We start from the raw sequence: 19570 nt of genomic DNA, 5'->3' as shown, positions 1-19570 counted from the left end.
CCTCAAACGCAGGCGTTTGAGGCGCGGGGTCAGCGGGAGCGGTTCAGGGACTGGAGGGCCGCGCGGAGGAGCTGGGGGACCGGGGCCGAGCCTCCGGCGGCGATGGCGGCCTCAGCCTGCGGGGTGACGGCGGACACCGCCTCGTCCGCCTCGCGCGACGCGTAGCCGAGGCCGATCAGCGCGGCCGACAGCTGCTCGGTCCACGGCGCCGGCCCGGCGGCCACCGCCCCGCGCTGCGCCCCCACCAGGCCACTGGAACCCAGCGGAGCGCCCAGCTTGTCCTTCAGCTCCAGCAGCAGCTTCTGCGCGCCCTTCTTGCCGATGCCGGGCACCGCCGTCAGGGACTTCTCGTCCCCCGTCGAGACCGCGAGCCGCAGCGCGTCCGGGCTGTGGACCCCCAGCATCGCCTGGGCCAGCCGCGGCCCGACCCCGCTGGCGGTCTGGAGGAGCTCGAAGACCTGGCGTTCGTCGTCGTCCGCGAAGCCGTACAGGGTCAGCGAGTCCTCCCGTACGACCAGGGAGGTGGCGAGTTTCGCGTCCTGCCCGATCCGCAGGCCGGCGATCGTGTTCGGCGTGCACTGCACGGCCATGCCCACTCCCCCGACCTCGATGACGGCCAGGGTGGGGGCGAGCGCGGCGACCGGGCCGCTGACGAAGGCGATCATCGGGTACGGCCTTTCGAGGCGTGCAGGGCCACAGCCTGCTGGAGGCGGTTCTGGGCGGGAGCCCGCCAGATGTGGCAGATGGCAAGTGCGAGGGCGTCGGCGGCGTCGGCGGGCTTCGGCGGCGCGTCGAGCCGCAGCAGCCGGGTGACCATGGCGCCGACCTGCGCCTTTTCGGCCCGGCCGCTGCCGGTGACGGCGGCCTTGACCTCGCTGGGGGTGTGCAGGGCGACCGGTATCCCGCGCCGGGCCGCGCACAGCATCGCGACGGCACTGGCCTGGGCCGTGCCCATCACGGTGCTGACATTGTGCTGGCTGAAGACCCGCTCCACGGCGACGACTTCGGGCCGGTGCGCATCGAGCCATTCCTCGATGCCCTGCTCGATGACGACGAGGCGGTGGCCCAGCTCGGCGTCCGCGGGCGTCCGTACGACACCCACCCCGAGCATGGTGAGGGGACGGCCGGCGACGCCCTCGACGACGCCGATGCCGCATCGCGTCAGCCCCGGGTCCACACCGAGAACTCGCACCCTGTCCCCTGCCGTTCGACTTCCCCAGCTACCGCTGGGAGGTACCCCCAGTCCGTGCAGGCTATCCGGCCCCACTGACATCGGCACAAAGCGACGGCGGGCCGCCGGGGTGTGTCCCCCGTCGGCCCGCCGTCGAAAGGTGTGCGGTGGCGCCGGTCAGGCGTCGACCTTCTCCATGACCTCGTCCGAGACGTCGAAGTTGGCGAAGACGTTCTGCACGTCGTCGCTGTCCTCCAGCGCGTCGATCAGCTTGAAGATCTTGCGTGCGCCCTCTTCGTCCAGCTCGACCTGCATGGTCGGCAGGAAGTTGGAGTCGGCCGAGTCGTAGTCGATGCCCGCCTCCTGGAGCGCGGTACGGACCGCGACCATGTCGGTGGCCTCGCTGATGATCTCGAAGCTGTCGCCGAGGTCGTTGACCTCTTCGGCACCGGCCTCGAGCACCGTCTCGAGGACGTCGTCCTCGGAGAGCTCGCCCTTGGGCAGGATGACGACGCCCTTGCGGTTGAACAGGTACGAGACCGAGCCCGGGTCGGCCATCGAACCGCCGTTGCGGGTCATGGCCACGCGGACGTCGGACGCGGCGCGGTTGCGGTTGTCGGTGAGGCACTCGATGAGCACCGCGACGCCGTTCGGACCGTAGCCCTCGTACATGATCGTCTCGTAGTCGGCGCCGCCGGCCTCGAGGCCGCCGCCGCGCTTGACCGCGGAGTCGATGTTCTTGTTCGGGACCGAGCTCTTCTTGGCCTTCTGGATGGCGTCGAAGAGCGTCGGGTTGCCCTCGATGTCGGCGCCGCCCATGCGGGCCGCGACCTCGATGTTCTTGATCAGCTTCGCGAAGAGCTTGCCGCGCTTGGCGTCAACCACGGCCTTCTTGTGCTTCGTCGTAGCCCATTTAGAGTGGCCGGACATCTGCCTGTCTCCTTCGCGTCACCAACAGTGTTCGCCTCAGATCCTACCGGGACCCCGTCAGAGCCCCGCGCGCACCATGTCGACGAAGTACGCGTGGACCCTGTCGTCGCCGGTCAGCTCGGGGTGGAAGGAGGTGGCGAGGACGTTGCCCTGGCGCACGGCGACCGTGTGGCCGTCGTACGTGGCCAGCACCTCGACGGCGCCGCCGACCGACTCGACCCACGGGGCGCGGATGAAGACGCCCTCGACGGGGCCGCCCGCGATGCCCGAGAAATCAATCTTCGCTTCGAAGGATTCGTTCTGGCGGCCGAAGGCGTTCCGGCGGACGATCATGTCGATGCCGCCGAGCGTCTCCTGGTCCTCACGGCCGTCCAGGAGCTTGTCGGCGAGCATGATCATGCCGGCGCAGGTGCCGTAGACCGGCATTCCGGCCCGTACGCGCTCGCGCAGCGGCTCCAGCATGCCGAACAGCACGGCGAGCTTCGACATCGTCGTGGACTCGCCGCCCGGGATCACCAGGGCGTCGATCTCGGCGAGCTCCTCGGGACGCCGGACCGGCCTGGCCACGGCGTCCGCCGCGGCCAGGGCGATCAGGTGCTCCCGTACATCGCCCTGGAGAGCCAGGACTCCGATCACGGGGGTGTTGGTCATGACCGATTACCAGCCGCGGTTGGCGTAGCGCTCGGACTCGGGGAGGGTGTCGCAGTTGATGCCGACCATGGCCTCGCCCAGGTTGCGGGAGGCGTCCGCGATGATCTTCGGGTCGTCGTAGAAGGTGGTGGCCTTCACGATGGCGGCGGCGCGCTTGGCCGGGTCGCCCGACTTGAAGATGCCGGAGCCGACGAAGACGCCCTCGGCGCCGAGCTGGCGCATCAGCGCGGCGTCGGCCGGGGTGGCCACGCCACCGGCGGAGAACAGCACGACCGGGAGCTTGCCGAGCTCGGCGACTTCCTTGACGAGCTCGTACGGGGCGCGCAGCTCCTTGGCGGCGGCGAACAGCTCGTTGTTGTCGTAGCCGCGCAGGCGGGCGATCTCGTTCTTGATCTGGCGCAGGTGGCGGACGGCCTCGACCACGTTGCCGGTGCCGGCCTCGCCCTTGGAGCGGATCATGGCCGCGCCCTCGGCGATGCGGCGCAGGGCCTCGCCCAGGTTGGTGGCGCCACAGACGAAGGGGGTGGTGAACGCCCACTTGTCGGAGTGGTTGACCTCGTCGGCCGGGGTCAGGACCTCGGACTCGTCGATGTAGTCGACACCGAGGGACTGCAGGACCTGGGCCTCGACGAAGTGCCCGATGCGGGACTTGGCCATGACCGGGATCGAGACGGCCTCGATGATCTCTTCGATCATGTTCGGGTCGGACATGCGGGCGACGCCGCCGTCCTTGCGGATGTCGGCGGGCACCCGCTCCAGGGCCATGACGGCCACGGCGCCGGCGTCCTCGGCGATCTTCGCCTGCTCGGCGTTGACCACGTCCATGATCACGCCGCCCTTGAGCTGCTCGGCCATGCCGCGCTTGACGCGGGAGGTGCCGATGGCCGACTCAGCGGACTGGGGGGAGGTGGGAAGCGTGCTCACTGGTGACCTCACTCGAAAGGAATGACGGGTACTACTCGGCTGAGGAAACCCCACCGACCAGTCCACAGCAAGGGCCAATCATGAGCCGGTGGCCTCTTCGGGGCGTCAGAGTGGTCTGTACGGCTCAGACCGGCCGCTCGGCGAGATCCACCGGAGGCTCATCGTCCATTTCGAAGGCGAGCGGGAACGGGGCGTGGCCGGCGAGCCGGAACCAGCGGACCTTCCGGTGCCGGCGCAGGGCGCGGGCGGCCCGTACGGCGTCGTTGTGGAACCGCCGCGCCATGGGCACCCGGCGCACGGCCTCGGCCAGCTCCTCGGTGGCCTCCGCCCCGCCGGGCGCGGCCTTGAGCACCTCGACCTGGTCGACGTCGGCGAACACCGCGCGCAGGGCATGGCTCAGCTCGCTCTCCGCGACCTCGCGGTGCTCCTCCTCGGCCTGGCGGGCCGCGTGGGCGGCCTCGTACAGCACGAGCGAGGACGCGGGGTCCAACACCCCGGAGGTGGCCACCTCCAGCACCACGGAGGCCCGCCGCACGAGTTGCGCGTCGAGCGCGGCGCGGGCGGCGTCCATCCGCGAGTGCAGCCGGTCCAGCCGCCCGGCGGTCCAGCTGAGGTAGACGCCGACCACGGCGAGCGCCACGCCGATCCACACAAGGTTTTCGATCACGGGCGGCGACACTACCGCCCCCGGCGGCAGCCCCGTGCAGAGGCCACCGTCGGCCGGTGAACCAGGCGGGCTACGAGGCGTCCCGCGAGAAGCCCCAGCGGGTGCGGAGCGGGACGCGTTCGTCCGCGGCCACCGCGGCCGCGCCGTCCGTCACCGTTTCGTAGACCGAGAGGATGTCCGCGCCGACCGTCGACCAGTCGAAGCGGCGTACGTGCGCCGAACCGCGCTCGCTGAGCTCCGCGCGCCGGGCCGGGTCGCGCAGCAGGACGGTCGCGGCAGCCGCCAGGGAGCCGGCGTCCTCGTTCGTGAAGAGGTCGCCCGCGCCGCCCTGGTCCAGGACCTGCGCGAAGGCGTCCAGGTCCGAGGCGAGCACCGGGGCGCCCGCCGAGAGGGCCTCGACGAGGATGATCCCGAAGCTCTCACCGCCCGTGTTCGGGGCCACGTACACGTCGACGCTGCGCAGCAGTCGCGCCTTGTCCTCGTCCGAGACCATGCCGAGGAACTCGACCCGGGAGCGGAGCTCCGCGGGCAGCGAGGCCACCGCCTCCTCCTCGTCACCGCGCCCGGCCACCAGCAGGCGTACGTCGGGGCAGGCCTCCACGATCTTCGGGAAGGCCGCCATCAGCACCGGCAGCCCCTTGCGCGGCTCGTCGATGCGGCCGATGAAGCCGAGGGTCTGCCCGGTCCACTCGGGGTTCGGCTCGGCCTTGGCGAAGAACTCGACGTCGACCCCGTTCGGGATGACCACCGCGTCCCCGCCCAGGTGCTCCACCAGCGTCCGCCGCGCGTACTCGCTCACCGCGATCCGCGCGCTGATCTTCTCCAGCGCCGGCTGGAGGATCGGGTACGCCGCGATCATCGCCCGGGAGCGCGGGTTCGAGGTGTGGAAGGTGGCCACGATCGGCCCCTGCGCCGCCCAGCAGCACAGCAGCCCCAGCGAGGGCGAGGTCGGCTCGTGGATGTGGATCACGTCGAAGACCCCGTCGTGCAGCCACCGCCGCACCCGGGCCGCCGACAGGAACCCGAAGTTCAGCCGGGCCACGGACCCGTTGTACGGCACCGGCACCGCCCGCCCCGCGGAGACCACGTACGGCGGCAGCGGGGTCTCGTCGTCGGCCGGGGCCAGCACCGACACCTCGTGACCCTGGCGGATCAGGTGTTCCGCCAGGTCCCGGATGTGGAACTGGACGCCGCCCGGGACGTCCCACGAGTACGGGCACACGATGCCGATCTTCACTGCGCGCGCTCCTCCAGGTCGTCCAGCCACAGCCGCTGGAGCATGTGCCAGTCCTCCGGGTGCTCGGCGATGCCCGTGGCGAAGGCGTCGGCCACGGCCTGGGTCATGACGGACGTCTTCTCGGCCCGGGTACCCGTTTTCGGGACCTCCACCTCGGGGTGGATCCGGCCGTACAGCTTCGGCGTGGGGCCGTAGTAGAGCGTGACCGGCAGCAGCACGGCCCCGGTCTGCTGGGCCAGCAGCGCCGGCCCGGCCGGCATCCGCGCCGCCGAGCCGAAGAAGTCCACTTCCACCCCGGAGGCCGACAGGTCCCGGTCGGCGACCAGGCAGACCAGGCCGCCCGAGCGCAGCCGCCGCGCGAGGGTGCCGAAGGCGGAGCCGCCGTTGTGCGGCAGCACCTCCATGCCCAGGCTCTCCCGGTAGGCCACGAAGCGGTCGAAGAGGGTCTCGGGCTTGAGCCGCTCGGCGACCGTGGTGAAGGGGACGCCGATGTGACTGGTGGCCCAGGCCCCGGCGAGGTCCCAGTTGGCCAGGTGCGGGAGGGCCACGACGACACCGCGTCCGGAGGCGAGCGCCTCGCGCAGGATGTGGTCGTCATTGATCCGGACGTCGGTGCCGAATCGTTCCTTGGCCATCGTCGGGAGCCGGAAGGATTCCATCCAGTACCGCATGTACGAGCGCATGCCCGCCCGGGACAGCTCGCGCAGCCGCTCCGGGCCGGCCCCGGGCACGACCCGGGCCAGATTCGACTCGAGCCGCAGCACGCTCTTGCCGCGGCGCTTCCACGCGTAGTCGGCGATCCGCCGGCCGAGGGCCACGGCCGCGGGCTCCGGGAGCTTCTTGACCCCGGCCCAGCCGAGTCCGTACAGCCCGTCGACCAGCCTGTCCCGCGCCTTGCCCATCAGGCCGCGCCGCCCTCGGAGGGAGCGTCGGCCGACGAGGCCGCCGGGCCCGTGGCGGTATCCGTCGCCGTGCCCGTCGCGGTATCCGTCGCCGTCTCCGTCACTGCTGCCGCGTCGGCCTCCGCCGCCTCACGTCGTACGGTGACCACCCGCTGGATCAGCGTGACGAGCGAGCCCGCCGCCACGACCCACAGCGCGATCGGCAGCAGGACCCCGATCCAGGAGGGGACCCCGAAGGTCTCCAGCCCGGACAGACCGGCCGCGACCAGCGAGATCACCAGCCGCTCGGCCCGCTCGATGAGCCCGTTGACGGCCACCGGCAGGCCGATCGACTCACCGCGCGCCTTGGTGTACGAGACCACCTGGCCGCTGGCCAGGCAGAAGATCGCCACCGCGCACAGCACGTTGTCGTTCCCGGAGCCCGCGTACCAGAGCGCGAGCCCGCCGAAGATCGCCGCGTCCGCCACCCGGTCGAGGGTGGAGTCGAGGAAAGCGCCCCACCGGCTGGAGACGCCGGCCTGGCGGGCCATGTTCCCGTCCACCAGATCGGAGAAGACGAAGAGGGTGATGGTGATGGTGCCCCAGAAGAACTCGCCCCTGGGGAAGAAGACCAGTGCTCCCGCCACCACTCCGGCCGTGCCGATCAACGTGACCGCGTCCGGGCTCACCCCCCGCCGGAGCAGAAAAGCGGCGAATGGCGTGAGAACACGCGTGAAGAATGCACGCGCGTACTTGTTCAGCATGGCCTTCCCGGAGGGTCGCAGGGCCGCACGGCCACACGGCCACCGGCTGGCCCATCGTAGCCAGCGCCCCGCCCCGTCGGCGCCGCGCACCCACCGGTTCGCGCCAGGCGAGCCCCTGCACGCGTCCGCGATGTCCGGAAGCGGTCCGCAGCGGCCGGCCCGGGTACGACGTATGGACGCGGTGTGACGGCAGTGCAAAGCTCGAAGAACCCCATTTCCTTCCGCAAGGGACTCTTCGCAGGAACCCTCGGGAACCACCCTCCTCACCGCCACAGCCGGGAGGCACGAACATCATGGGAGCCACATCACACCAAGCCGGGGCCGCCGGCAGGGCACTGACGGCCGACCGCCCTTCGTCCGTACGCAACGTCGTGCTGGTCGGCCACAGCGGATCCGGCAAGACCACCCTGGTCGAGGCCTTGGCCCTGACCTCCGGCGCCGTCAATCGCGCCGGGCGCGTCGAGGACGGCGCGACCGTCTCCGACTACGACGAGATCGAGCACCGGCGCCAGCGCTCCGTGCAGCTCTCCCTCGTCCCGGTCGAATGGACCGGAATCAAGATCAACCTCCTGGACACCCCCGGATACGCCGACTTCGTCGGTGACCTCAGGGCCGGTCTGCGCGCCGCGGACGCGGCCCTCTTCGTCATCTCGGCCGCCGAGGACGGCGACGGGCTCTCCGGCGCCACCCGCATGGTCTGGGACGAATGCGCGGCCGTCGGCATGCCGCGCGCCATCGTCGTCACCCATCTGGAGGCCGCCCGCGCCGACTATGCCCAGATGGCGGGCGTCTGCGGCGAGACCTTCGGCGCCGACGACCCCGACGCCGTCATCCCGCTCTACCTCCCCCTGCACGGACCCACCGCCCCCGACGGCCACGCCCCCGTCGCCGGCCTGCTGGGCCTGCTCTCCCAGCGCGTCTACGACTACACCTCCGGCGCCCGCGTGGAACGCGACCCGGACCCCGCCGAGCTGGCCCTGATCACCGCCGCGCGCGCCCGCCTGATCGAGGGGATCATCGCCGAGAGCGAGGACGAGACCCTCATGGACCGCTACCTCGGCGGCGAGGACATCGACCTCAAGACCCTCGTCGACGACCTGGAGCGGGCCGTGGCCCGCGGCACCTTCCACCCCGTCCTGATGGCCGCCCCCGCCGCCGAAGGCGCCCGCCAGGGCCTGGGCACCGTCGAACTCCTGGAACTGATCACCGGCGGATTCCCCACCCCCCTGGAGCGCGCCCCCGTCACCGTCACCACCCCCGACGGCGCCGAACGCCCCGCCGTCACCTGCGACCCGGACGGCCCGCTCGTCGCCGAGGTCGTCAAGACCTCCTCCGATCCCTACGTCGGCCGCGTCTCCCTCGTCCGCGTCTTCTCCGGGACCCTGCACCCCGACGAGACCGTCCACGTCAGCGGGCACGGCCTCGCCGACCGCGGGCACGAGGACCACGATCTCGACGAACGCATCGGCACCCTCACCTCCCCCTTCGGCAAGCAGCAGCGCAGCCTCGACCGGTGCATCGCCGGCGACCTGGCCTGCGTCGCCAAACTCACCCGCGCCGAGACCGGCGACACCCTCTCCGCCAAGGACGGGCCCCTCCTCATGGAGGCCTGGTCCATGCCCGACCCGCTGCTCCCCCTCGCCATCGAGGCCCACAGCAAGGCCGACGAGGACAAGCTCTCCCAGGGCCTGGCCCGCCTCGTGGCCGAGGACCCCACGATGCGCCTGGAGCAGAACCCGCACACCCACCAGGTCGTCCTGTGGTGCCTGGGCGAGGCCCACCAGGACCTCGCCCTCGAACGGCTGCGCACCCGCTACGGGGTCCAGGTCGACGCCGTCCCGCACAAGGTGAGCCTGCGCGAGACCTTCGGCGCCAAGGCCGCCGGGCGCGGCCGGCACGTCAAACAGTCGGGCGGCCACGGCCAGTTCGCCATCTGCGAGATCGAGGTCGAGCCGCTCCCGGCCGGCAGCGGCATCGAGTTCGTGGACAAGGTGGTCGGCGGGGCCGTCCCGCGCCAGTTCATCCCGTCCGTCGAGAAGGGCGTACGCACCCAGGCCGCCCGCGGGGTCGCGGCCGGCTATCCGCTGGTCGACGTACGCATCACGCTGCTCGACGGGAAGGCGCACTCGGTGGACTCCTCCGACGCCGCCTTCCAGACCGCCGGCGCCCTGGCCCTGCGCGAGGCCGCCGCCGAGGCCGCCATCCACCTCCTCGAACCGGTCGCCGAGCTGGCCGTCCTCGTGCCCGACGAGTACGTGGGCGCCGTCATGAGCGACCTGGCCGGCCGCCGCGGCCGCGTCGTCGGCTCCGATCAGGCCGGCCCCGGCCGCACCCGGGTGCGGGCGGAGATCCCGGAGATCGAGATCGGCCGGTACGCGGTCGAGCTGCGCTCCGTCTCGCACGGCACCGGACTGTTCAGCCGCGTGTACGCCCGCCACGAGCCGATGCCGCCGCAGATCGCGGACAAGCTGCGCGAACGGGAGGAGAAGGGGCGGCAACTGACATAGCATCACAGGGGCCGCCCACCCAACCCGCTTGCGGTGGGCGGCATTTCCCTGTCCCATGACCATGGGGAGAGATCCGCCGATAGGCTCGTCGGCGCGACAAAGAGCACGAACGCACAGCGATGGGGGCAGCGGTGGCGGACGACGGATTCGACTTCAGGCCCGGGGCGCAGATTCCTCTCCAGGGCGGCGGCGGCCAGACCGCGGCGACCAACGCCCTCGCGTCGGCCGCGTACCGCGACGGTCCGCTGGCCTCCATACTCGAGGCCAACAACGAGTACCACGAATCGACGGTCAAGCCGGGCAAGATCTCCCTCTTCGAACCCAACCTCGGTGAGGCCTTCTGCCGTGCCGTCGAGGCCCGCACCCTCGGCGCCGGCCGCAAGCCGCTCATCCAGTCCTTCGGCGCCGACCCGCAGACCGTCGTCGAGCACTGCCTGGCCGCCTCCCGCATCCGCAAGGAGCGCGACGGCAAGCTCCGGCTGATCATGCTGGTCTGCGGAGTGCTCTTCCTGCCCGGCCTGCTGCTGTGGCTCGGCCTGTTCCAGGTCCGCAAGATGCTGTCCTCCGGCGAGGGCAAGCGCGCCTCCTGGATGGGCACCCTGCTCCTCGTCGGCGTCGCCGTCCTGGTCGCCGTACTGATGTTCCGGCTGCCGCTGACCGGTCTCCTCGGCCTCTACCTGCGCGGCATGATCATCGCTCCGGCCATCGGCTGGGCGCTGGCCCGGCGGCTCTGCGAGGCCACGGCCGAGGACATGCGCTCACGCTGGGACGGCCTGCTCTCGGGTGGCGGAGTCGCCGCCAAGATCCCCGAGGCGGTGCCTGGCAACCCCGACGAGAAGGCCCGCGAGGACCTGCGCCACTCCCTGGCCAAGCTCACCGCCGAGGACCGCAGCAACTCCGTCTTCTACGCCGGCCCCAAGGGCATACTCGGCATGGGCACCCGCTGGGGCAGCTGGCAGATGGCCGAGGAGCTGGTCCCCAAGGCGGAGGGCGCCGAGATCCACCCCTTCCGCAGCTGGGACGTCATACGGGCCATCGACACCCAGCTGCGCAAGCTGGAGCGCGGCCCCCTGCACACCGGCGGCTTCCCGCCCGCCTCGATCCAGCACTGGATCGTCACCCCGGTCGGGGAGGGCGCCAAGGAGGTCGCCCGCCCCACCGGCGCGGACGTGGACACCTTCCTGATCAAGCCGCACGAGATCACCCGGATCTGCAACGAGCAGCAGTTCAGCGCGGGCAACCGGCACTACCTCGGCATCCAGTACCCGCTCTGGGACGGCCAGCTCGTCATCACGATGCTGGTGACCGTGACCGTGCTCTACAAGACCCTGCGCGTGGAGGTCACCGGCCACGCGCTGGGCCCGGTGCACGGCCTGTTCACGACCAAGTCGAAGCCGCCCGTCGTAGAGGTCCCGAAGTCCATCCGGTTCTGGGAGACCGTGGAGCGCCCGCTGCCGCTGGTGGACGCGAACGAGGTCGTACGCCTCGCCGTGCGGGCCCCGCTCACCTGGTACCCGCCGATCCTCGACTTCCTCGGGGGCAAGCTCGGCCTGCCGGAGCCCTTCGGCGTCCGGCACGTGTGGGCGGGCCAGCCCTGGCGGCACCGCTTCATGGCGGACGACGCGATGCGCGCGGCCACACCGGTCCTGCGGGCGGTGCACACGGCCGCGCTGCGGGTCCTGGAGGAGAACGGCGCCGACGTGGACCGCTTCACCAACCGCTCGATGATCGTCAGCGGCATGGTCCAGGAGGCGGCCCCGCGCAAGGCGGACGCGTACGACGCGTAGCGCTGTGGGTAGGCTGGAAACGCAGGCGACCGACGAGGAGGAACCGTGACCGAGCGCAAGCCGCCGGGCGTCAGCTTCGAGTCCTGGGTGGACCGGCAGATCAGGGAATCCGCCGACCGCGGCGAGTTCGAGAGCCTGCCGGGCTTCGGCAAGCCGCTGGCCTCCCTCGACGCCCCTTACGACGAGCTGTGGTGGATCAAGGGCAAGATGCACCGCGAGGGCTTCTCCTCCCTCCCGCCGGCGCTCGCGCTGCGCAAGGAGGCCGAGGACGCTCTGGAGGCGGCCCGCGCGGCCCCTTCCGAGCGCCAGGTGCGGGCCATCCTCACGGAGGTCAACGAGAAGATCCGTGCGGCCCTGCGCATGCCGCCGCCGGGACCGCCCCTGAACCTCACCGAGTTCGACGTCGAGGACGTGCTGCGGACCTGGCGCGAGGCCCGCGCGTAGGAACGGGGTCACCCGAGACGCGAGAACCGCCCCGGTGCGTACGCACCGGGGCGGTTCTGCGCATCGCGCCGTTCCCGGTCTCAGTCGACGGGCCAGGCGTCGGCGAGCATCTGCCGGGTGTCCGCGAGCAGTTGCGGCAGCACCTTGGTGTGCCCGACGACCGGCATGAAGTTCGTGTCGCCGCCCCAGCGGGGGACGATGTGCTGGTGCAGGTGCGCGGCGATGCCGGCCCCGGCGGCGGCGCCCTGGTTCATGCCGATGTTGAAGCCGTGCGCGCCCGAAGCCTTGCGCAGCGCCACCATGGCCCGCTTGGTGAGGTCCGCGAGCTCGACGGTCTCGGGAGCGTCGAGCTCGGTGTAGTCGGCGACGTGCCGGTACGGGACGACCATGAGGTGGCCGCCGTTGTACGGGTAGAGGTTGAGCACCGCGTAGACGTGCTTGCCGCGGGCCACGATCAGGCCGTCCTGGTCGGACATCTCCGGAATCCCGCAGAAGGGACAGCCGTCCCCGGCCTCGGGGCCGGTCGGCTTGTTCTCGCCCTGGATATAGGCCATCCGGTGGGGCGTCCACAGACGCTGGAACGCGTCCTGCGTGCCCACACCGATCTGCTGCTCCGGCTCAGTCGTCATGACAAGCAGCATATGACCTTGCCCGCGGGGACGAGGAAGGCCCCCGGAAAGCGATCGCTTCCCGGGGGCCGACGCCGTACGGATCAGACCTGGACGCGGTCCGCGACGACCTTCGCCAGCTTGGCCAGCGCCTCGTCCTTGGCGATGCCGTTCTCCTGCGAACCGTCGCGGTAGCGGAAGGAGACGGTGCCCGCGGCCATGTCCTCGTCACCGACGATGATCATGAACGGGACCTTGAGCTTCTGGTGGTTGCGGATCTTCTTCTGCATGCGGTCGGAGGAGGCGTCCACCTCGACCCGCAGGCCCTTCTTCTTCGCCTCGGCGGCGAACTCCTGCAGGTACTCCACGTGCCCGTCGCCGATCGGGATGCCGACCGCCTGGACCGGCGCCAGCCACGGCGGCATGGCGCCCGCGTAGTGCTCCAGCAGCACGGCGAAGAACCGCTCGATCGACCCGAACAGCGCGCGGTGGATCATGACCGGGCGCTGGCGCGAGCCGTCGGCCGCGGTGTACTCGAGGTCGAAGCGCTCCGGCAGGTTGAAGTCGAGCTGGACGGTCGACATCTGCCAGGTACGGCCGATGGCGTCCCGCGCCTGCACCGAGATCTTCGGGCCGTAGAAGGCCGCGCCGCCCGGGTCCGGGGTCAGGGGCAGCCCCTGCTTCTCGGCGACCTGCTGGAGGACGGCGGTCGCCTCCTCCCACACCTCGTCCGAGCCGACGAACTTCTCCGGGTCCTTGGTCGACAGCTCCAGGTAGAAGTCGGTCAGGCCGTAGTCGCGCAGCAGGTTCAGCACGAAGGTGAGCGTGCGGTCGAGCTCCTCCGCCATCTGCTCACGGGTGCAGTAGATGTGCGCGTCGTCCTGGGTGAAGCCCCGGGCGCGGGTCAGGCCGTGCACGACGCCGGACTTCTCGTACCGGTACACGGTGCCGAACTCGAACAGCCGCAGCGGCAGTTCGCGGTAGCTGCGGCCGCGCGCGTCGAAGATCAGGTTGTGCATCGGGCAGTTCATGGGCTTGAGGTAGTAGTCGGTGCCACCGTCGAGCTGCATGGGGGGGTACATGCCCTCCGCGTACCAGTCCAGGTGACCGCTCTTCTCGAAGAGCGCGCCCTTGGTGGCGTGCGGGGAGTAGACGAACTCGTAGCCCTCCTCCTCGTGCCGGCGGCGCGAGTAGTCCTCCATGGTCCGGCGGATGATGCCGCCGCGCGGGTGGAAGACGGCGAGGCCGGAGCCGATCTCGTCCGGGATGGAGAAGAGGTCCAGCTCGTTGCCCAGCTTGCGGTGGTCGCGCTTCTCGGCCTCGGCGAGGAAGTCGAGGTGCGCCTTCAGCTCCTCCTTCGAGGGCCACGCGGTGCCGTAGATGCGCTGGAGCATCGGGTTCTTCTCGCTGCCGCGCCAGTAGGCGGCGGCGTTGCGCATGAGCTTGAACGCCGGGATGTTGCGGGTGGTGGGCAGGTGGGGACCGCGGCAGAGGTCCTTCCAGCACAGGTCACCGGTCTTGGCGTCCAGGTTGTCGTAGATGGTCAGCTCGCCGCCGCCCACCTCGACGTTGGCGCCGTCGTCGGTCGACGCGGAGCCCTTGATGCCGATGAGCTCCAGCTTGTACGGCTCGTCCGCGAGCTCCTCGCGGGCCGCCTCGTCGCTGACGACGCGGCGGGAGAAGCGCTGGCCGCGCTTCTGGATCTCCTGCATCTTCTTCTCGATGACCTTGAGGTCATCGGGGGTGAAGGGCTTCGCCACGTCGAAGTCGTAGTAGAAGCCGTCCCGGACCGGCGGGCCGATGCCCAGCTTGGCCTCGGGGAAGAGCTCCTGCACGGCCTGCGCCATGACGTGCGCGGTCGAGTGGCGCAGGATGTTCAGGCCGTCCTCGGAGGAGATCTCCACCGGCTCGACGGTCTCGCCGTCCTTCACCTCGTACGCGAGGTCCTTCAGCTCACCTGCGATGCGCGCGGCGACGATGGTGCGCTCGCCGGCGAAGAGCTCCGCCGCCGTAGTGCCCGTGGCCACCACGCGCTCGTCCCGCTCGGAATCGCGTTGGATGATCACACGGACGTCTGACACCGGTCTCTCCTGACTCAGGGGGTGCGCGAGCGAACACTGCGCGCCTGAATCGTACCGATCGGAGTGGCTGAGCCGCTAAACGGTTACCGCCCCCGCACTGACGGGCGCCCCGGATAGCGTGGGCATGGTCCGACCGATGACCCGAAGGGACCCGAATGCCGAGCGTGCTCGTCAGCCCGCTGGACCTGACCGACGATGCCACCGCCGCGGCCGTGCACCGGATCGGCCGGGCCGCGTACGCCGTGGAGGCGGAGCTCATCGGCTTCGACATCCCGCACCTGCGCGAGAGCCTCGAGCAGATGCGGGAGCGGCCGCTCGTCTGGCTCGCCGCCGTGTCCGCGGAGGGCGAGATCGCCGGCTACCTCGCCTGGAAGGAGGCGGCCGACGGCTCCGTGTCCGTCGACCGGCTCTGCGTGGACCCGGCCTGGTTCCGCCGGGGCGTCGGCTCGCTGCTGATGGGCCACCTGCTGTCCGAGGCCTTCCCGAACCGCTCCGTCACCGTCACGACCGGCGCGGACAACGCCCCCGCGGTGACCCTGTACGAACGCCTGGGCTTCATCCGCGGCGCGGACTTCTCCCCCGTCCCGGGCCTGGTCATGGCCGCCTTCACGCGTCACCCCCTGCGGGCGCGCGCCGCCGCACCCTGGACGGCCTAGTCGTCGGACGGCAGCACGCCCTCGTCGAAGGCCTCGTCGAGGGACTTCATCAGCCGGTCGCGTTCCACCTCGTCCAGCGGGACCGGGGTCACGTCCGTGGCGTCGGCGAGCCGCCGGAAGCCGCCGCGCCGCTGGAGCCGGCCGCTGACCCGGATCGGCAGCCCCACCAGGTGAGCGTGTCCCGCCACCCGGTACGACTCCTCGTCGAGCACCGCCCGGATGTACGGGATCTCCGCCCCGGCCAGCACCCGCAGCCGCACCGTGCCCCCGCCGCCCGGCGCCGAGCGCCGCATCCGGACCACCGCCCCCGCCACCCGCACCGGGACCGACGGCTCGGCCCGCGTGTACCGGGCGGCGGCATCCCGCAGCACCGGCAGGTCCCCGGGCGAGAACTCCACCGGCTCGGGCCGCGCCGCACATCCCGCCGGGACCCCGGCCGCCGGCGCCCAGGCCAGCGCGACCCGGGCTCCCTCCGACCCCCGGACCAGCGCGATCAGCGCGTCGGCCAGCTCCCGGCTGACCCCGGCCTCCACCGCGGCGTCGAAGGCCTCCATGCCGCCCGTGGCCCGCTGGTAGTCCACGGCCTCGCGGGCCGCGTGCAGGGCGTGGTGCAGCCGCGTCACGGTCCCGCGCCCCCCGCCCACCGGGACGTACGCGGTCAGCCGCCGCCCGCCGGGGGCCGGCCCCACCAGGACCCCGTCCAGCGCCCGTTCGGCCTGGCCGCGGTGGCGCGCACCGTGGTAGCCGGCCCGCGCCCGGTCGGCGAGCGCCCCCGCCAGCAGCAGTTGGCGGGCTGCCGAGCGCAGCTGTTCCTGCACCGTCCAGTCGGCCTCGCCCTGGAGCGCGTACGCCCCTTCGGGGATCTGCCGCTCCCATCGGACCTCGTCGCTCGGCACGCTCAGTCCGTACAGCACCTCCCGCGCCGACGGCAGCGCGCTGCGCGAGAGCGCGGTCAGCGCCTCCTCCAGCAGGTCGGCGCAGTCGGGGAAGGTGCGGCTCTCGGGGACGAGCAGGCTGGTGCCGCCGCTGCCCGCCGGGTGGCCGGTGGGCGGGGTCCAGCGCCCGTACCGGCCGACGGCTCCGCCGCGCCGCAGCCAGCCGTGCCGGCGCAGGAGCGCGCCCAGCACCGCCGGATCGACCTGCGCGGGGTCCGGGGTTCCCGAGTCGGACTCCGGGGACGACACAGGTTCCAGGTGCGGTGAGTGCCAGTTCATCAAGGTGTCCCTCCCGACCCGACCCGGGTCATGATCTCGCACAGCGCCCGGTCGTCGAAGATCCGCGCGGTGGGTATCCGTACGGTGGTCCGGCGCCGGCCGGTCACGGGGTGCCCGGCGAGATTGGTCCAGTAGCAGCAGTGCCGCAGGTCGAGCCGGTCGTGCCCGGCGCCGATCCACTGCTCGCGCTCCCGCGGTACGAGCATCACGACGAGGATCTTGTGGACGGCGACCGGCGTGCGGGCCAGCTTCACCAGGTGCTCGTTGTCGAGGGTGAAGCCGAAGGTGGCGCCGGACGGTCTGGGCGGTATCTGGTAGGTGGCCTTCAGCTGCACCTTGATGGTGACCTCGTCGTCCACGACGTGCTCGGGCGCGCCGTGACTGACGTGCCAGTCGATGCCGTTGTCCGGAAAGGGCTGGGAGAGGGAGCAGCCGGCCGCGGCGGCGACGGCGTGCAGGTATCCCACCTGAAGGGTCTCCATGCAGGCGGTGGTGGCGAGTGTGCCGCGCAGCGGTCCGGTCCGCGCGTCGGTCCGCGGATCGATCTGCAACGCCGGCACCCCGCCCGGTTCGGGCTGCGCGAGCGCCATGGCCGGCTCCCCATGCCTTGCGGGCTCTGCCGTGGGTGATGGGCGGGGTGACGACCGGTCATGTGTACGGCCCCCCAGGGAAGTTGTCTCCGCAGCCGGGTGCCCGCAAACGGCGTACGGGGCAAACAGCCCGGGTATCACCGATTCGGGCAAGGGTGGCACGTTCCGAGGCGGCGGCGCCCGGGTGCCTCCCATCTGCCGACCGGGGACGAGGAGTTCGCCATGACACGCTGGTACGAGGGCCCGCTGGCCGCATTCGACACGGAGACGACCGGGGTGGACGTGGAGGAGGACCGGATCGTGTCCGCCGCGCTCATCGTGCAGGAGTGCGCGGGCGGCCGGGTCCGCGCCACGCGCTGGCTGGTCAATCCCGGCATCCCGGTGCCCCCGGGAGCCACGGAAGTACACGGTCTGACCGATGAGCACCTCCAGCGCAACGGACGTTGGCCGGCGCCGGTCGTGGAGGAGATAGCCCGCGCGCTGGGCGAGCAGCAGACCGCGGGGCGGCCGGTGGTGGTGATGAACGCGCCGTTCGACCTGACCCTGCTGGACCGGGAGTTGCGCCGGCACCGGGCGTCCTCGCTGGCCCGGTACCTGGACAACCGCCCGCTGACGGTGCTGGATCCGCGGGTGCTGGACAAGCATCTGGACCGGTACCGCAAGGGCCGCCGGACGCTGACGGACCTGTGCGCGCACTACGGGATAGAGCTGGACGCGGCGCACGACGCCGGGGCGGACGCGCTGGCCTCGCTGGAGCTCGTACGGGCGGTGGGGCGGCGGTTCGCGGGCCGCCTGGAGCGGCTGACGCCGGCCGAACTGCACACCCTGCAGCAGGTGTGGCACGCCGCCCAGGCGCGCGGGCTCCAGGCGTGGTTCGCGCGACAGGGCACCCCGGAGCCGGTGGATCCGCACTGGCCGCTGCGACCGGGGTTGTCGACGGCGGCGTGAGCCGGCCGTCCGGACGGGGCCACGGGCCGGACGGGGCCACGGGCCGGGAAATGCGGAAGGCCGGTCCGTCAGCAGACGGACCGGCCTGTCCCGGTGGGCGATACTGGGATCGAACCAGTGACCCCTTCGGTGTGAACGAAGTGCTCTCCCGCTGAGCTAATCGCCCGGGAACGGACTGAACAATACAGAAGCCTTGGGGCTGGTTCAAACCGCTTGTGGCCCGGCCCCCAGATGGGCCGCGAGTCCGCGCCGCCCGGCCCGCATCATCACGGCGTGGTTGAGCCGGAAGGCCGGCCGGCCGGGGAGCGCGAGCCACCGCATCAGCGGCCTGCGCACCTCGACCTCCTGCTCGTAGAGCGCGCGCGTCCGAGGCCCGCCGCGCCCTCCCGGTCCGACGCGCGGCCGTACGGTCCACCGTGCCCAGCCGTCGAGATCGCCGTGCAGCGCCACCTCCAGGACTCCCCGGGCGGGGTCGCGGAGCAGTTCGGCGGCCGTCACGCACAGGGTGAACGGCAGGGCGGAGCGGATGAGCGCGCCGCTGCTGCTGCGCCCGTCCCCCGGGCCGGTGGCGCCGTCCCCGCGGATCTGCGGCCACCAGCGGGGGTACTCCTCGGGGCGCTCCAGCGCGGCGTAGACCCGCGCGGCCGGGGCGTCGAGGTCCCACACGCTGCGGAAGCGGTAGCGGGTCCAGCGCTCCCGTCGGGTCCGGTCCATGGCGCCAGTCTGCCGCGCGGGGCGGCCGCGCACCCCCGACTCCCCCTTTTCCGTGCGTACTCAGCGCGGGATGAGTACAGGAGATGAGTACGCGAGATGAGTACGCGCACCCATGTCCTGACGGCGTGACGGGCGCCACACTGCGCACCATGGAAACGCCCCTGCCGCCGGCCGAGGAGCTGGCGCTCATCGACCGCGAACTGGTTCAACTCGACGCCCGCCGGACGTTCTTGCTCGCCCGCCGGCAGTGGCTGTTGAGCGGGCCCGCGCCGCTCTGGGCGCCCCCGGGAGTTCCGGGCCCGGCCAAGGAGGCCTCGGCGCCCGGTGCGCAGAACGTGCTGCTGGCCCTGGGCGCGGTGCTGCTGGCCGTGGCCGCGCTGGCGTTCACCCTGGTCAGCTGGGGGTCCCTGGGCATCGCCGGGCGCTCGGCGGTGCTGGCCGCGGTGACGGCGACGGCGCTGGGCACGCCCTGGTTCCTGCTGCGCCGCACGCTGCGCTCGACCGCCGAGTCGGTGGCGGCCGTCGGACTGCTGCTGACGGTGCTGGACGCGTACGCGCTGTACGTGGTCGCCGAGCCCGGCACCGACGGCACGGCGTACGCGGCGGGCGCGGCCGCCGTGCTGGCCGCGGTGTGGGCCGGGTACGGGCTGGCGCTGCCGGGGCTGCGGCTCCCGCTGCCGGCGGCGCTGCTGACGGCGCAGCTCCCGCTGCCGCTGGCCGCGCTGGCCGCGGCGGCGGGTCCGGTGGGGATCGGCTGGGCGCTGCTGGCGACGGCCGCGCTGGACGCGGCCCTGGC

19 protein-coding genes, 1 tRNA gene and 1 pseudogene are annotated in these 19570 nt (G+C 72.0%); 6 read left to right on the top strand and 15 right to left on the bottom strand.

The genetic code is table 11. The features are described from left to right. Positions 1-29: 29 nt before the first annotated feature. The 9 genes from ruvA to pgsA form a co-directional block, all read right to left on the bottom strand. A complete protein-coding gene (gene ruvA / locus ACFWB8_RS33880) occupies positions 30-665 on the bottom strand; it encodes a Holliday junction branch migration protein RuvA (protein WP_385236083.1) in 636 nt (211 codons plus the stop codon). Next, on the bottom strand, positions 662-1192 hold the full coding sequence (gene ruvC / locus ACFWB8_RS33875; RefSeq protein WP_385236080.1) for a crossover junction endodeoxyribonuclease RuvC: 531 nt from the start codon (positions 1190-1192) through the stop codon (positions 662-664). Before ruvC ends, ruvA begins: the two co-directional genes overlap by 4 nt. 156 nt (positions 1193-1348) lie before the next feature. Then, positions 1349-2101 (bottom strand): YebC/PmpR family DNA-binding transcriptional regulator, encoded by a 753-nt coding sequence (locus tag ACFWB8_RS33870; protein WP_385236077.1) that lies wholly within the window; start codon positions 2099-2101, stop codon positions 1349-1351. Between the two features lie 57 nt (positions 2102-2158). Then, positions 2159-2752: a pyridoxal 5'-phosphate synthase glutaminase subunit PdxT gene (pdxT, locus tag ACFWB8_RS33865; RefSeq protein WP_385236074.1), complete on the bottom strand. Its 594-nt coding sequence runs from the start codon at positions 2750-2752 to the stop codon at positions 2159-2161. A 6-nt stretch (positions 2753-2758) separates the two neighbouring features. After that, complete coding sequence (pdxS, locus tag ACFWB8_RS33860) at positions 2759-3676, bottom strand: pyridoxal 5'-phosphate synthase lyase subunit PdxS (protein WP_030010552.1); 918 nt, start codon at positions 3674-3676, stop codon at positions 2759-2761. Positions 3677-3800: 124 nt separating this feature from the next. Further along, complete coding sequence (locus ACFWB8_RS33855; protein WP_385236071.1) at positions 3801-4343, bottom strand: hypothetical protein; 543 nt, start codon at positions 4341-4343, stop codon at positions 3801-3803. A 70-nt stretch (positions 4344-4413) separates the two neighbouring features. Then, positions 4414-5580, bottom strand: coding sequence for a glycosyltransferase family 4 protein (locus ACFWB8_RS33850; RefSeq protein ID WP_385236068.1), 1167 nt, complete (start codon positions 5578-5580; stop codon positions 4414-4416). Beyond that, complete coding sequence (locus ACFWB8_RS33845; protein ID WP_385236065.1) at positions 5577-6482, bottom strand: phosphatidylinositol mannoside acyltransferase; 906 nt, start codon at positions 6480-6482, stop codon at positions 5577-5579. The genes ACFWB8_RS33850 and ACFWB8_RS33845 overlap by 4 nt, the downstream gene beginning before the upstream one ends. Further along, on the bottom strand, positions 6482-7225 hold the full coding sequence (pgsA, locus tag ACFWB8_RS33840) for a phosphatidylinositol phosphate synthase (protein WP_385236062.1): 744 nt from the start codon (positions 7223-7225) through the stop codon (positions 6482-6484). Before pgsA ends, ACFWB8_RS33845 begins: the two co-directional genes overlap by 1 nt. Positions 7226-7518: 293 nt before the next feature. On the opposite strand from pgsA, the gene ACFWB8_RS33835 reads away from it, so the two are divergent. The 3 genes from ACFWB8_RS33835 (at position 7519) to ACFWB8_RS33825 (ending at position 11963) form a co-directional block, all read left to right on the top strand. Next, positions 7519-9732: an elongation factor G-like protein EF-G2 gene (locus tag ACFWB8_RS33835; protein ID WP_385236059.1), complete on the top strand. Its 2214-nt coding sequence runs from the start codon at positions 7519-7521 to the stop codon at positions 9730-9732. Between the two features lie 131 nt (positions 9733-9863). Continuing rightward, positions 9864-11519 (top strand): hypothetical protein, encoded by a 1656-nt coding sequence (locus tag ACFWB8_RS33830; protein ID WP_385236056.1) that lies wholly within the window; start codon positions 9864-9866, stop codon positions 11517-11519. A 45-nt stretch (positions 11520-11564) separates the two neighbouring features. After that, a complete protein-coding gene (locus ACFWB8_RS33825) occupies positions 11565-11963 on the top strand; it encodes a DUF1992 domain-containing protein (protein ID WP_385236053.1) in 399 nt (132 codons plus the stop codon). 80 nt (positions 11964-12043) lie between these two features. Here the strand turns inward: ACFWB8_RS33825 and ACFWB8_RS33820 are convergent, their stop codons facing one another. Next, entirely contained in the window at positions 12044-12604 is a 561-nt protein-coding gene (locus ACFWB8_RS33820; protein WP_385236050.1) for an HIT family protein, read from the bottom strand. Between the two features lie 71 nt (positions 12605-12675). Continuing rightward, entirely contained in the window at positions 12676-14652 is a 1977-nt protein-coding gene (thrS, locus tag ACFWB8_RS33815) for a threonine--tRNA ligase (RefSeq protein ID WP_385236047.1), read from the bottom strand. A 155-nt stretch (positions 14653-14807) separates the two neighbouring features. Between thrS and ACFWB8_RS33810 the strand changes: the two genes are divergently transcribed. Beyond that, positions 14808-15308 carry a GNAT family N-acetyltransferase gene (locus ACFWB8_RS33810; RefSeq protein ID WP_385236044.1) on the top strand — a complete coding sequence of 167 codons (501 nt, stop codon included), beginning with the start codon at positions 14808-14810 and terminating at the stop codon, positions 15306-15308. On the opposite strand, the gene ACFWB8_RS33805 is transcribed toward ACFWB8_RS33810, so the two are convergent. Beyond that, complete coding sequence (locus ACFWB8_RS33805) at positions 15305-16522, bottom strand: hypothetical protein (protein ID WP_385236041.1); 1218 nt, start codon at positions 16520-16522, stop codon at positions 15305-15307. The genes ACFWB8_RS33810 and ACFWB8_RS33805 overlap by 4 nt on opposite strands. Next, the gene (locus ACFWB8_RS33800) at positions 16522-17112 is read right to left on the bottom strand and encodes a DUF4365 domain-containing protein (RefSeq protein WP_385236038.1); all 591 of its coding nucleotides are present in this window, start codon (positions 17110-17112) and stop codon (positions 16522-16524) included. Before ACFWB8_RS33800 ends, ACFWB8_RS33805 begins: the two co-directional genes overlap by 1 nt. A gap of 222 nt (positions 17113-17334) precedes the next feature. Here ACFWB8_RS33800 and ACFWB8_RS33795 point away from each other — a divergent pair, with 222 nt between their 5' ends. Then, positions 17335-18060 carry a 3'-5' exonuclease gene (locus ACFWB8_RS33795; RefSeq protein WP_385236035.1) on the top strand — a complete coding sequence of 242 codons (726 nt, stop codon included), beginning with the start codon at positions 17335-17337 and terminating at the stop codon, positions 18058-18060. A gap of 94 nt (positions 18061-18154) precedes the next feature. On the opposite strand, the gene ACFWB8_RS33790 is transcribed toward ACFWB8_RS33795, so the two are convergent. Continuing rightward, positions 18155-18226 (bottom strand) — tRNA-Val (locus tag ACFWB8_RS33790). Between the two features lie 38 nt (positions 18227-18264). Further along, a complete protein-coding gene (locus ACFWB8_RS33785) occupies positions 18265-18774 on the bottom strand; it encodes an SRPBCC family protein (protein WP_385236032.1) in 510 nt (169 codons plus the stop codon). Positions 18775-18923: 149 nt separating this feature from the next. Here ACFWB8_RS33785 and ACFWB8_RS33780 point away from each other — a divergent pair. Then, positions 18924-19570 (top strand): annotated as a pseudogene (locus ACFWB8_RS33780) (hypothetical protein); the annotation flags it as partial.

Origin of the sequence: Streptomyces sp. NPDC060031 (genome assembly GCF_042736805.1) — a bacterium.
GTDB lineage: Bacteria > Actinomycetota > Actinomycetes > Streptomycetales > Streptomycetaceae > Streptomyces.
Note: the sequence above shows the minus strand (reverse complement) of the source record. Positions and strands in the feature narration are given on the sequence as shown.